Origin of the sequence: Acinetobacter chinensis, assembly GCF_002165375.2 — a bacterium.
Classification (GTDB): Bacteria; Pseudomonadota; Gammaproteobacteria; order Pseudomonadales; family Moraxellaceae; genus Acinetobacter; species Acinetobacter chinensis.
On the sequence record NZ_CP032134.1, the window covers coordinates 268,538 to 281,026 of the forward strand.

The 12,489-nt window shown below is 44.8% G+C and carries 11 protein-coding genes and 1 riboswitch; of the genes, 5 read left to right on the forward strand and 6 right to left on the reverse strand.

Annotated elements, in window-relative coordinates; translation table 11 throughout:
* Window positions 1–11 precede the first annotated feature (11 nt).
* From CDG60_RS02060 to CDG60_RS02075, 4 genes are all read left to right on the forward strand, one after another.
* Window positions 12–260, forward strand: coding sequence for a DUF6587 family protein (locus tag CDG60_RS02060; RefSeq protein WP_087513583.1), 249 nt, complete (start codon window positions 12–14; stop codon window positions 258–260).
* Between the two features lie 163 nt (window positions 261–423).
* Entirely contained in the window at window positions 424–1,770 is a 1,347-nt protein-coding gene (gene murD / locus CDG60_RS02065; protein WP_087513584.1) for a UDP-N-acetylmuramoyl-L-alanine--D-glutamate ligase, read from the forward strand.
* 24 nt (window positions 1,771–1,794) lie between these two features.
* Entirely contained in the window at window positions 1,795–2,991 is a 1,197-nt protein-coding gene (gene ftsW / locus CDG60_RS02070) for a putative lipid II flippase FtsW (RefSeq protein WP_087513585.1), read from the forward strand.
* Between the two features lie 92 nt (window positions 2,992–3,083).
* Window positions 3,084–4,403: an MATE family Na+-driven efflux transporter gene (locus CDG60_RS02075; RefSeq protein ID WP_160116953.1), complete on the forward strand. Its 1,320-nt coding sequence runs from the start codon at window positions 3,084–3,086 to the stop codon at window positions 4,401–4,403.
* Here the strand turns inward: CDG60_RS02075 and gluQRS are convergent.
* The 6 genes from gluQRS to CDG60_RS02105 all read right to left on the reverse strand — a co-directional run bounded on the left by gluQRS (window position 4,398) and on the right by CDG60_RS02105 (window position 10,757).
* Complete coding sequence (gene gluQRS / locus CDG60_RS02080; protein ID WP_087513587.1) at window positions 4,398–5,315, reverse strand: tRNA glutamyl-Q(34) synthetase GluQRS; 918 nt, start codon at window positions 5,313–5,315, stop codon at window positions 4,398–4,400. The genes CDG60_RS02075 and gluQRS overlap by 6 nt on opposite strands.
* Window positions 5,316–5,318: 3 nt before the next feature.
* Complete coding sequence (gene dksA, locus CDG60_RS02085) at window positions 5,319–5,846, reverse strand: RNA polymerase-binding protein DksA (RefSeq protein WP_087513588.1); 528 nt, start codon at window positions 5,844–5,846, stop codon at window positions 5,319–5,321.
* Between the two features lie 209 nt (window positions 5,847–6,055).
* Window positions 6,056–6,865 carry a 3',5'-cyclic-AMP phosphodiesterase gene (gene cpdA / locus CDG60_RS02090; protein WP_087513589.1) on the reverse strand — a complete coding sequence of 270 codons (810 nt, stop codon included), beginning with the start codon at window positions 6,863–6,865 and terminating at the stop codon, window positions 6,056–6,058.
* A 10-nt stretch (window positions 6,866–6,875) separates the two neighbouring features.
* Complete coding sequence (locus CDG60_RS02095) at window positions 6,876–7,496, reverse strand: NUDIX domain-containing protein (RefSeq protein ID WP_087513590.1); 621 nt, start codon at window positions 7,494–7,496, stop codon at window positions 6,876–6,878.
* A gap of 78 nt (window positions 7,497–7,574) precedes the next feature.
* Window positions 7,575–9,470 carry a phosphomethylpyrimidine synthase ThiC gene (gene thiC / locus CDG60_RS02100; protein ID WP_087513591.1) on the reverse strand — a complete coding sequence of 632 codons (1,896 nt, stop codon included), beginning with the start codon at window positions 9,468–9,470 and terminating at the stop codon, window positions 7,575–7,577.
* A 143-nt stretch (window positions 9,471–9,613) separates the two neighbouring features.
* Window positions 9,614–9,723, reverse strand: a riboswitch (TPP riboswitch).
* A 56-nt stretch (window positions 9,724–9,779) separates the two neighbouring features.
* A complete protein-coding gene (locus CDG60_RS02105) occupies window positions 9,780–10,757 on the reverse strand; it encodes a hypothetical protein (RefSeq protein ID WP_227542910.1) in 978 nt (325 codons plus the stop codon).
* A 329-nt stretch (window positions 10,758–11,086) separates the two neighbouring features.
* Here CDG60_RS02105 and abuO point away from each other — a divergent pair, with 329 nt between their 5' ends.
* The gene (abuO, locus tag CDG60_RS02110) at window positions 11,087–12,424 is read left to right on the forward strand and encodes a multidrug efflux outer membrane protein AbuO (RefSeq protein WP_455550165.1); all 1,338 of its coding nucleotides are present in this window, start codon (window positions 11,087–11,089) and stop codon (window positions 12,422–12,424) included.
* Window positions 12,425–12,489: the final 65 nt, after the last annotated feature.

Here is a 12,489-nt window from a genome sequence, read left to right on the forward strand (position 1 = left end):
GGGAGCTTGAGATGGTTGAATTATTGATTGTTACCGCATTGGTGATATGGAGTGCGATCTTTGTATTTAAGAAAGTCTTTCCAAAGTCGGCATATACAGTATTTATGAAACTGTCTCAGTTCTGCCGAAGAAAAGGCTGGGTACGCCTGGCGGACTGGTTGCAACCTGCAATGGTGATGGGTTGTGGTGGCGGTTGCGGGTGCAGTACAGATGATGCACCTGCAAAAAAAACAGAAGTTCAGGCTGTAAAATGGAAGTAAGTTCCGGCTGAACAGTAACGTTATGAAAAGAACCGTCATTTATGACGGTTTTTTTACGCGATGACACAAAAAAAGGCTGAATCAGTCAAAACAGAAAAAGCTTTCAAAACGGCAAAGTGCTAACATTTTGTCAGTTTAAAAAACCTTTGGATATGGGGTAAGCATGTTAATACAGCGTGGTGGTCTAAAAGTCGTCGCAGGACTTGGAATTTCAGGTGTTGCAGCAGTTAATTTTCTGCATGGTAAAGGCTACCAGGTTGCGGTGACAGACTCCAGACCGACGCCACCTGGACATGATCAGATTCCAGCCGAGGTTCAGACCCGTTTTGGACAGTTTGATCAGGAACTGCTGTTACAGGCTGAAGAAATCATTATCAGTCCAGGGCTTGACCCGAAACTGCCGGAAATCCAGGCTGCAATTGCTCAGGGTATTCCTGTCGTGAGTGAAATTCAGATTCTGCGCCGTGCAACGGACAAGCCAGTGATGGCAATTACTGGTTCCAATGCGAAAAGTACGGTGACTACTTTAATGGGCTTAATGGCACAGGATGCGGGAATTAAAGTCGCAGTGGGCGGTAATCTTGGACGTCCTGCACTTGATCTGACCAAAGATGATCCTGATCTGTATATTCTGGAGCTTTCAAGTTTTCAGCTGGAAACCACTTCAAATTTAAATGCAGAAGTTGCCGTGGTTCTGAATATGAGTGAAGATCATCTGGATCGTCATGGTGATATGGCAGGCTATCATGCAGCCAAACACCGTATTTTCCAGGGTGTCAAAAAAGTGGTGCATAACCGCGATGATTCACTGACCCGTCCACTGGTTCCTGATATCACACCAATGCAGAGTTTTGGATTGAATGCTCCTGATCTGAATCAGTACGGAATCCTGCGTGAAGACAATGGCACGATCTGGCTTGCCCGTGGTCGTGAACGTTTGCTGAAAAGTTCTGAGATGTATATTCAGGGTACACACAACGTTGCCAATGCTTTAGCATGTTTGGCACTGGGTGAGGCAATCGGCTTACCACTGGAAAAAATGCTGGAAACCCTGAAGACATTTAAGGGTCTTGAGCATCGCTGTGAATTTGTCAAAGAACTGCATGGTGTCCGTTATTATAATGACTCTAAAGGCACCAATATTGGAGCAACGCTCGCAGCACTGGATGGTCTTGGTGCCGCCATTGAAGTTCAGCAGGGGAAAGTTGCGATTATTTTAGGTGGGCAGGGTAAGGGACAGGATTTTACTGCACTGCGTGATTCACTGGGGCAGTATGCCAAAGTTGCGATCCTGATTGGTGAAGACAGTCCTGTGATTGAACAGGCCATTGCAGGGACGGTTGAATTACGTCACGCAGCAAGTCTGCAGGAAGCTGTAGAGCTGGCGCAGAAAAATACGCAGTCCGGCGATGTGGTACTGTTGTCACCTGCATGTGCCAGTTTTGATATGTTTAAGGGTTACAGTGAGCGTGGTCACCAGTTTGTAGACTGTGTGAATGCACTTGGCTAAGAAGAATGATAAGGAATATGTTGTATGGCTGATCTGGCTCAGACGACGATCAATAAAATAAATCAGATATATGACCGATGGCTGCCGAAAGTACCTGCCGAATTCAGTGTCAGAAATGTGCTGATCTTCTGTGTGCTTGCATTATTGTGTATTGGTTCCATCATGGTGGCATCGGCTTCCATGCCTTATGCCGAGCGGATGCATGAAAATGCATTTCACTATGTCGGGCGTCATGGTATTTCCATTGTTGTTGCTGCCGTTGCTGCATTTCTGGCTTATCGGATACCGTTAAATATCTGGTTTAACAATACATTTCCCTTATGGCTGGTCACGATTGGCTTGCTGGCTGCCGTGCTGGTGGTCGGGACGGAAGTCAACGGTTCAACCCGATGGATCAGAATTGCAGGATTTACGCTGCAGGCAACCGAAGTGGCGAAAGTCATGATGGCAATCTTTACCGCGGACTATGTTGTGCGCCGTGCCGAGGAAGTCAGGAACAATATTAAGGGACTGGTCCGTCTGGCGGTGATCATGATCCTGACGGTGGGACTGATTATTGCTGAGCCTGATCTGGGGGCCACGGTCGTTATTGTATTGTCCATGCTGGGTGTGTTCTTCCTGGCAGGTGCTCCGATTATTCAGTTCGGTATCGCACTGGGAGCAATTATTGCGGCATTTGTTTTCCTGGTGGTGTTTGAACCGTACCGTTTTGAGCGACTGATGTCATTTTCAAACCCATGGAATGATCCCCTTGGAGCGGGTTATCAGCTGTCCAATGCACTGATGGCCTTTGGTCGTGGTGAATGGATGGGCGTAGGTCTGGGTCACAGTATTCAGAAAATGTCCTATCTGCCAGAGGCACATACTGACTTTATGCTTGCAGTGCTGGGAGAGGAATTCGGTTTCTTCGGTATTGTGACGGTACTGGTGCTGTCGTTCAGCATGCTGGTGTGCTGTATTAAAGTTGGACACCGTGCCCTGAAAAATCAGTATTTACGGGCAGGTTATCTGGCTTATGGAATCAGTATCATTTTCCTTTTACAGATACTGGTCAATGCCGGGATGAACATGGGTATGCTGCCAACCAAAGGTCTGACATTGCCGTTTATCAGTTATGGTGGTTCCTCTTTGATTGTCTGTGCAGTCATGATCAGTCTGATTCTGAAGATTGATTCAACTACTCAGCAATCCAACCCATCCAGGGAAGAATCCAGTTTTTAATCTATAAATTAAAGTATCTGCAGGTCTGCTGAATTCAACGGAATTCAGCAGATTTTTTTTGAGGGAAATTTAGTCCCAGGCTGGGGAGCTGTGTGCTGAAATCATTCACTGAAATTAAATACCGATTATTATTTTTTCTTTTGCTGGGGAGTGCCATTCCACTGTTGTACAGCACAACGAGAATTTACTGGATGGGGCAAATGGAGGATGGGACAACATTTAATATAGCCTCTCAGCTGACCTGGATATCCGTATTTTATGAAACGGTAAATGAAACTTTGCTGCTGCCGCTGGCATTTATTCTTGGATCAGTTATTAAAGAAACTGAGCGGCTGAAGCAGAGAATAGCAATAACACTGACCGTATTTGTTGCAGTTTATCTGATCATTACTCTGGTGATGCTGGTGTTTACGCCCAGTGCTGTCGGCTTTATGCAGCAGGCATCATCATTGACTGCTTTGACAGTTCAGTACATTCGACTAGAAGCTGTCGCAATCTTTTTTTCCTCAGTCTTCAGTTACTATCAGCTCCTGCTGGTTTTAGAAAACAGGCAGAAACTTCTGTATTTACTGCTTTTTCTTCAGACAGTTTTAATCATTCTTCTGGACAGTTTTTTAGTCAGCAGTCTATCATTTTCATTGCAGCTTGGGGTTTTGGGTGTTGCTTTGAGTAATATCGCTGTGAATATATTTATGTGCAGCCTGACTGTTTATTTCATCTACCGTCGTGGTATTGGTTTCTCAGATCTCCAGTTTAATGGTGCTGCCTGGATAAAAAAGTGGCGTGAGCTGATGCTGATGTCAGGTCTTGAATCAGGCATAAGAAATATCATTTTTATCGTCATGATTCTGAAAATGATCAACCTTGCAGAAAGTTCAGGTGATTTCTGGTTAATGAATCAGTTTATCTGGGGCTGGTTATTATTACCTGTTTTCGCAATCGCGCAACTCGTCAGGCAGGATGCGGCAACGCATGCAGAGTTGAGTCCCTCTAAAATCAGCGCTTATCTGGTTCTTGTCAGTGGTGTGATCATTTGCTGGTTTTTCACAATGCCGTTCTGGGAATATTTTATCCATTCAGTAATGGGGATTTCGCATGCTGAAAAAATTGTCAGTATGGTGGTCTGGATGCTTGGTTTTTATATGCTGTTTGCATGGAACAGTGTCTTCGATCAGTATTTCTATGGAACTGGTCGTATCCATTTAATTTTATATCAAACGCTCATCATTAATTTGTTCTTTTATGGCACGGTGTATATTTTGCATATCATGAATATGTTTAGCGTGACACTGGATAATATATTGCTGATTTTTGGATTAAGCCTGATGTTTGACAGTTTGCTGACGTATTTTCAGTATATGAGGGTACGAAAGCAGAATCAGCTGAGAGAGTTGAAGTGCGCCAGCTTATAAAAAGACGGCCTGAATTTCAGTGCCATGAGGAATGCTTTTTCTGTCCCATTGAGCTACTGCCTGTATCAGCATTCTGTCAGGCAGATCCAGTTCTACAGCAGGTTGCCCGAGTGCAGTAATGGCATCTGACAACAGAACACAAGCCTGAGATGGATCAAGTGCCTGAGCCATGTTCTGTTTAGAAAGTTTCTGCCCCTGATCATTCATCGCCAGGGGAAGGTGCATATAGGACAGTTCAGGATAGCCAAGCAGTTTCCCGAGCCAGATCTGACGTTCAGTGTTGTCCAGCAGGTCTGCGCCACGGACGACATGTGTCATGCCTTGCAGATAATCATCCACGACAACAGCCAGCTGGTAGTTGATAATGCCGTCCCGACGTTTCAGAACAAAGTCACCCAGATCATATTTCAGATTGGAACAGTGCCGTCCCTGTAGGGCGTCATCAAAACAGATTTCACAGTCATCGACCTTCACCCGTATCGCCTGATGCGCCAGAGGCAGATTTAAGTGACGGCAGGTTTCTGTATAAATATGATTGGAGCCGAGTATTTTTCGGGTGCATTGACATGCATACACCAACCTTTGCTGATGCAGTTGTTCAATAATGGATTCATAAATATCAAGGCGGTCTTTCTGAAAAATAATTTCTTTGTCAGATTCAAAACCAAAGGCATCCAGGCATTTCAGGATATGTGCTTCGCTGCCAGGATAGATGCGGGGAATATCCGTATCTTCAATACGGACAATCCATTCACCCTGATGGGCTTTTGCTTCACAATAACTGGCGACAGCCGTAATGAGTGAACCAAAATGCAAAGGGCCGGTTGGCGATGGCGCGAACCGACCCCGATAAGCCACCCGTATCTCCTCCTTATCAGAAGAAGGGGACAGGACTGGATTATTCAATAACATGGATCAACCGTTATTCTGCTTCTCTTTGATTTCTGCAAGTGTTTTACAGTCAATACATAAAGTCGCAGTTGGACGGGCTTCCAGACGACGTAAACCGATTTCGATACCACAGGTTTCACAGAAACCGTAGTCATCATTTTTGATCGCTTCGATAGACTGTTCAATTTTTCGGATCAGTTTGCGTTCACGGTCACGGGTACGTAATTCAATTGCAAATTCTTCTTCCTGCGTCGCACGGTCATTGACGTCCGGCAGAGATGAACTTTCGTCCTGCATTGTGTTCAGAGTGCGGTCAACTTCAGACATGAGTTCTGCTTTCCATGCGAGCAGAATCTGACGGAAGTGTTCGAGTTGCCCCTCAGACATGTATTCTTCATTTTTCTTAGGCTGATAAGGTGCAATACCAAATAAGCTTGCAGTTGAAGCACTGTCAGCAGACTTAGGTTTTGTTTTACGCACACGCTTTACAGCCTTATCGTCCATAACATCAGACTGTTCATCCAGGACTTGATTTTGGTTGTCATTCGCCATACAGGGCATTCCTCATCATATGCGTATATCTATACGCAAAAAATATGGTGATATGCAAGTGTTTTTATCCAACCTTGGAGGATTATTCCTCTTCGGGGGTCGTATCATATAGACTTTTTGAATTTTTTGATAGTCTTAGATGTCGGGATTTGACATCTCACTTTCCTTTTCGATGGCATAACTTAATGTAAAAAAAACAAAATGAAAAGTCAGTAACCCGAAATTTCACCATTTATTTTTTGTATCAGACCACTGATCCGGTGTACCTGTGTTTCAAAGCGACCATTTTCATGCAGATGCATCACACGATAGCCAGGAGCCTGTTCATCCAGGGCAAATTTTTCACTGAGCGGTTTAAACTGGACACAGGTCGATGGTGTGGAAAGAAAGGGTATGCCGTTCCACTCATGCAGGGAATCCTGATGGACATGCCCAAACAGGACAGCCTTGATATTGTTGTGCTGCCCCAGAATATCGGTCAACTGTTCGGTATTTTTCAGTTTATGGTTATCAATCCATCTTGATTTCATTTCAAAGGGATGATGATGACAGGCAAGGACAATGGACTGATCCTGATTGTCCTGCAGAATCTGATTTAACTGTTCCAGCTGAGCCTGTTCGACCCATCCATCGACCTTACCTTTTACAGCACTGTTCATGAGGCAGATTGACCACTGTCCAAGCTGAATGGTGTGAATTTCATCCTTATGGTCATAAAATGGAAAACATTCAGAATTATCATGATTTCCAGGAATCTGATAAAACGGGACATTCAGCGTTTCCATGAAGTTGATATAACGTTCATATGTGGAAACCACAGGAACCTGAGCCAGATCGCCTGTATGAATAATGGCGTCAGCTTCAGGATACTTTTCCATAATATCCTGAATGACCGCTTTAAAGGTCTGCTCTGGATTTATACTGACAAAATCGAGGTCTTCCTGATCCATGAGATGGGTGTCAGTAATCTGGATAATGGTCCAGCTTTGCTGGCGCGGTGTTAATGCTGATGAAGTCATGTCTGCCCCCTTAGACACTCCCTGTAGTATTTATACGTTGTTGCAGCCATTGCAATGCCATAATGACAGGTGCATTTTTAAGGCGACCACTGGTCAGTAAATCAGGCACATCCCTGTAATTTATAATGTGCAGTTTTATATTTTCACCTTCGTCTGGCATGCCGAAGACACCTCCCTCGCAGGGTAGATGAACGTCTGCGCTGTACAGATGAAAGATTTCTGCGCATGCACCGGCAGAAGGGTAAAATGTAAATAAGTGGGTCGGTTGCCCGATACTGCAGCCGGATTCCTCCAGGCTTTCTCTTTGAATGCAGCTCTCAGGTGATTCATCACCATCCAGAACGCCTGCAATCACCTCGAGTTGCCAGGGAGAGTCAGCATCATCCATTGCCCCGATACGGAACTGTTCAATCAGGGCGACTTTCTGCTGTGCACTGCTGTACAGCAAGACTCCGGCAGCTTCAGGGCGACGGATCAGCTCACGTTGAGTGACAGGCGTATACTCGGTCTGATTGAACAGACGATGAGTCAGACACACTTTTTCAACCTGAATAAAACCCTGAAAAACATAGTCACGGGAGTGAATATGAACGTCATGGCTGTCATATGTGGCTTGTTTAATAATATTCATAAAGCACAGTCAGGATGAAAATACATCTGTTTCATCCTAACCGAGATTTTACTGAACACAAATATATTTTTTAAGCAATCATACTTTGCGGTACAAAATTTGACCATTTTCCTGCCATGCAGTTTTCATGGATCTGAGACCTTCCTCAATAACAGATTCATCATCTGTATAGCTTTTTTCATCCTGTTGATTTTGTGCATATTCACGCACATTCTGCGTAATTTTCATGGAACAGAATTTTGGACCGCACATTGAACAGAAATGCGCTGATTTGTGTGCTTCTTTCGGCATGGTTTCATCATGCATTGAACGTGCCGTATCTGGGTCCAGGCTCAGGTTGAACTGGTCTTCCCAGCGGAATTCAAAACGTGCTTTGGACAGTGCATTGTCACGTACCTGCGCACCTGGATGACCTTTAGCAAGGTCAGCGGCATGCGCCGCAATTTTATAGGTGATAATGCCGTCTTTGACGTCTTTCTTATTCGGTAAGCCCAGATGTTCTTTTGGCGTTACATAGCACAACATTGCCGTGCCGTACCAACCGATCATCGCAGCACCAATCGCAGAAGTGATGTGGTCATAACCTGGAGCGATATCCGTGGTGAGAGGGCCAAGCGTATAGAAAGGTGCTTCCTGGCAGACTTCCAGCTGCAAGTCCATATTTTCTTTGACCATATGCATCGGCACATGTCCAGGCCCCTCAATCATCACCTGTACATCATGTTTCCATGCACGATGCGTCAGTTCACCTAAAGTACGTAATTCAGAGAATTGCGCTTCATCATTGGCATCCTGAATACAGCCTGGACGTAAACCATCCCCCAGACTGAAAGACACATCATAAGCTTTCATGATTTCACAGATTTCATCGAAATGCGTATAAAGAAAGTTTTCTTCATGATGCGCCAGACACCACTGCGCCATGATTGAACCACCACGCGACACGATCCCTGTCAAACGATTCGCAGTCATCGGAACATAACGTAATAACACGCCTGCATGAATGGTGAAGTAATCCACGCCTTGTTCAGCTTGTTCGATCAGCGTGTCTTTGAAAATTTCCCATGTTAAATCTTCTGCCACACCATCAACTTTTTCTAAAGCCTGGTAAATCGGAACTGTACCAATTGGCACAGGCGAGTTACGAATAATCCATTCACGGGTTTCATGAATATTTTTACCTGTCGACAAATCCATGATGGTGTCTGCACCCCAGCGGGTTGCCCATGTCATTTTCGACACTTCTTCATCAATCGAAGAGCCGAGTGCTGAGTTGCCGATATTGGCATTGATCTTCACCAGGAAGTTGCGCCCAATAATCATCGGTTCGCATTCAGGATGGTTAATATTGGCAGGGATAATGGCACGACCTTCAGCGACTTCTTTACGTACAAATTCAGGCGTGATTTCCATCAAATTACGTGCGCCAAAATTTTGACCTGCATGTTGACGCATATCCACGCCTTCACGCTGACGCTGATTTTCACGAATCGCAATGTATTCCATCTCAGGGGTAATAATGCCTTGTTTGGCATAATGCATTTGCGATACGTTTTTTCTTGTTTTGGCACGACGTGGTTTTTGGATATGGGCAAAACGGATTTCAGCAGTACGAATATCTTTTAAGCGTTCTTGACCAAAAGCAGAAGTGAGTGTGTCTAAGCGTTCAGTATCTTCACGTTCCGCAATCCATGTCTCACGGACATTCGGCAAGCCTTTATTCAGGTCAATTTCTACATTTGGATCGGTATAAACGCCCGATGTGTCATAAACCATGATCGGAGGATTTTTCTCACCACCTAAGCCTGTAGGGGTATCTGTCAGTTCAATTTCACGCATCGGTACTTGAATATCTGGGCGTGAACCCTGGATATAGACTTTTTTAGATGCGGGTAAAATACGGGTCAGATCACGGGCTTCCTGCTCATGTTGAGCAAGGGCATCGACTGGGGACAGATTCGTTAACTGGTTCATTGCAATGATCCTTATGAATGGCATCAACGAATCAAGCACGACCAAAAACGGTGGCAATTCAGTCTGCTTCATGGCATTTATTCGTAAATTGACTGGATGAATAAATGGTATTTCTACTGAAACAGATAAATCTGGAGCTGTGGTTTTCAGACTGGCTTGATTCCTACGCAGGTTTTAACCTGATCAGGTTCAACGGTACTCATCTTCATTAGATGATCTCAGCGAGGAAATACTCGCGCTCCGTCAAGCGATGGCTGAATAGTAACATGCAATCCAGCTAAAAACATCAGCCAGAAAGTTCAGCTGTATTTATGCTGAAAGACAGACCGCATCACTGAAACAGTCACGGTTGTCTTTCAGGACTTCAGTATTGAGTTGCAGATACTGAGTCAGCTGGACTGAGGGGTTGGCAGCGGCAGGAAGTTGTCTGCGGTCGGTATCAGACATCTGAACGAACTGGATGAATTTTCTTGCCTGATCAGCCAGTGCTGAGTTTTTTAATTGTGTCAGTGCTTCAATTTCCGCCAGGTTATCAGGAGTAACTGAGCTTTTATCACGATAATTTTCAGATACTGAAGTCTTTGGTGTGCCTTTAAACAGGAAAATGGCATAAATTTTCTGTAAGTATCGGGCATCCTGAATATAACGGCTTTTAGGATAATCCCTGACATAGCCCTCCCAAAAAAGTGCCCGTTCAGCAACTTCCTGAGCTGAAATGACCAATGCACCATCACGCAAGGTCTGCTGTATGTTCTGCTGTGCCAGGTGTTCAATAAAGACTTTTTCTGCTTCAGGCATATAGGGTGCAAAAATAATGGCGAGGTACTGCGGGCTGCGACGGTAAATCAGACTGTCCGCACCTGCATCAAACAGTTCAATATAAGCCTGTCCCTGATGTTTCAGCAGATACTGATCCCGTAGCGTAAACTGTTCAAAATGACTCTGTTGAATGGTTGGATGTTGTGCCATATCAAAAGCATACTGATGAAAAGCCTTTGCCTGCTGAGGTGTCCGTTCGACAGTTAAAAAATTACGGTACATCTGAGTGGACAGTTTTAACAGAGCGAGCTGTTCATCAGGCTGCACCAGAGGCAGGCAGACTTTCAGATCCTGGTTGATCTGTTCCAGCGCAAGCGTGGTACGTTGGGCATTGATATCGTTCATTTCCTTGTGAATGTTTTTACACAGCTGGGTCAAATCCACCGCATCTGAAATTTCCTGGTGGCTTTGTTTCTGCTCCTGGACAGGTCGATGTTCTGACTTGTCACAGCCTGTCAGGACAAGCATCGTGGCCAGAAAAAAAGAAAGGGGCAGAAAAGAAAAGTGGACAGTCATTCAGTTGCTAAACAGTTCATACAGAAAACAGCGGCTATTTTCGCGTATTCCGCCGCTGAATATGATTATAGAATTGTATAGTGTTGTGAACGGCTTTCGTTACAGCCTGAGTGCTTTTCCATAATATGTATTTTCAGGTCGATATGAAGACAGTATGATAAAAACAGTCATAGAGTGAAGTAATGGAAAACAGAGATCATTCTTCAGCAGAACTGGGTAAATGATCAAAATAATGAGAGATGATTGAACATGGTCATGGCGGGATGGAACGCTCAATAAAAATGAAAAAGATTTTACTTGGTGTCAGCATATTTTCACTGTCTTCATTCAGCTATGCACTGGATCTGGTTGAAGCGTATCAGCGGGCAAAAAATACTGATCCATCCTGGCAGGCCAATCTGTTGCAGTATGAAGCAGATCAGCTGAATCTTGGTATTGCAAAAGGGAACCTGCTGCCTACAGTAACCTTATCGGGAAATATCACCCGAAAAAATCAGGATCAGAACACAGACCCGATTGAGGGGATTCCGGCAGATGCACTGGTTTCTTCCGCTTCCACGACACGCCAGATCGCACTGACCGCGAGACAGCCATTATTCCGCTGGGATGCCTGGGAAGGACTGAAACAGGTGAAAACCTCACTGAGTCTGAGTGAAGTGAATCTGAAACTTCAACAGCAGGAACATATTTTAAGTGTTGCGCAGGCATATTTTGATGTGCTGAGACAACAGGCTCTGACGGCTTCCAATGTACAGGAAGAAAAGGCGTTGCAGGAGCAGCTGAATATGATGAATGCCCGGTTAAGAGAAGGACTGGTTGCAAAAAGTGATGTCAGTGAAGCAAATGCACAGTATCAGAGTGCGCGTGCAAACCGTATTGCCACTCATGTTCAGCTGATGCTGGCACAGGAGCAGTTAGCTCAGTTGACCGGTCCATATCAGGAAAGTCTGGCAGTGCTCAGAGATGATTTTCAGTTTCAGAAACCGGTACCTGAGCGACTGGATGAATGGAACCAGATGGCACTCAGTCATAATCTGAATATTCAGCAGGCACGTTTACAGCGAACCTATGCTGAAGATGGCAAGCGGGTTGAGCAGGCAGCGCTTTATCCGCAGGTCGAAGCAGTAGCAACTTACGGTTATGCAAAACAGACTCCTGAAAATATCATCTCTCAGAATGGACAGTTTGATCAGGTGGGTGTAGAGGTGAGCTGGAATGTCTTTTCTGGTGGTAAAACCCAGAAATCCATCCGTAAAGCCGATGTGGATTTAAAAAAACATGAAGCACAGCTGGATGCTGCCATCCGCAAAGCCAGTACAGATGTGAAAAAAGCCTATTTACAGGTCGAAACAGATCAGTCCAGGCTGATGGCAAGAAAAGCTGCGCAGGATTCATCTGAAACGGTCGCTCAGGCGTCCAGGGCTCAGTATCGGGAAGGGCTGAAAACCATGGTGGATGTACTGCTGGCACAGAGAAATGCATTTTCTGCACGGCAGGATTTTTTAAATGCACGTTTCGATTATCTGTTGAATGTTCTGAAACTTAAAGCCGCAGTGGGGCAGCTGACTGAACAGGATTTACAGGAAATGAATGCCTGGCTTGTCGAAAAGACAATATAAGTCAGTCGTTGAACTGTTGTATTGTCATAAAAGCTTCACAATAACTGTGATTTAATATTGCCTGG

What these genes read in the sequence shown, in the direction of transcription:
- murD (WP_087513584.1), top strand. Translation starts at nt 424, where the DNA reads ATGTTAATACAGCGTGGTGGTCTAAAAGTCGTCGCAGGACTTGGAATT.
- cpdA (WP_087513589.1), bottom strand. Translation starts at nt 6,865, where the DNA reads ATGACTTCATCAGCATTAACACCGCGCCAGCAAAGCTGGACCATTATC.
- CDG60_RS02105 (WP_227542910.1), bottom strand. Translation starts at nt 10,757, where the DNA reads ATGCTTGTCCTGACAGGCTGTGACAAGTCAGAACATCGACCTGTCCAG.
- CDG60_RS02060 (WP_087513583.1), top strand. Translation starts at nt 12, where the DNA reads ATGGTTGAATTATTGATTGTTACCGCATTGGTGATATGGAGTGCGATC.
- CDG60_RS02095 (WP_087513590.1), bottom strand. Translation starts at nt 7,496, where the DNA reads ATGAATATTATTAAACAAGCCACATATGACAGCCATGACGTTCATATT.
- abuO (WP_455550165.1), top strand. Translation starts at nt 11,087, where the DNA reads ATGAAAAAGATTTTACTTGGTGTCAGCATATTTTCACTGTCTTCATTC.
- gluQRS (WP_087513587.1), bottom strand. Translation starts at nt 5,315, where the DNA reads ATGTTATTGAATAATCCAGTCCTGTCCCCTTCTTCTGATAAGGAGGAG.
- dksA (WP_087513588.1), bottom strand. Translation starts at nt 5,846, where the DNA reads ATGGCGAATGACAACCAAAATCAAGTCCTGGATGAACAGTCTGATGTT.
- thiC (WP_087513591.1), bottom strand. Translation starts at nt 9,470, where the DNA reads ATGAACCAGTTAACGAATCTGTCCCCAGTCGATGCCCTTGCTCAACAT.
- ftsW (WP_087513585.1), top strand. Translation starts at nt 1,795, where the DNA reads ATGGCTGATCTGGCTCAGACGACGATCAATAAAATAAATCAGATATAT.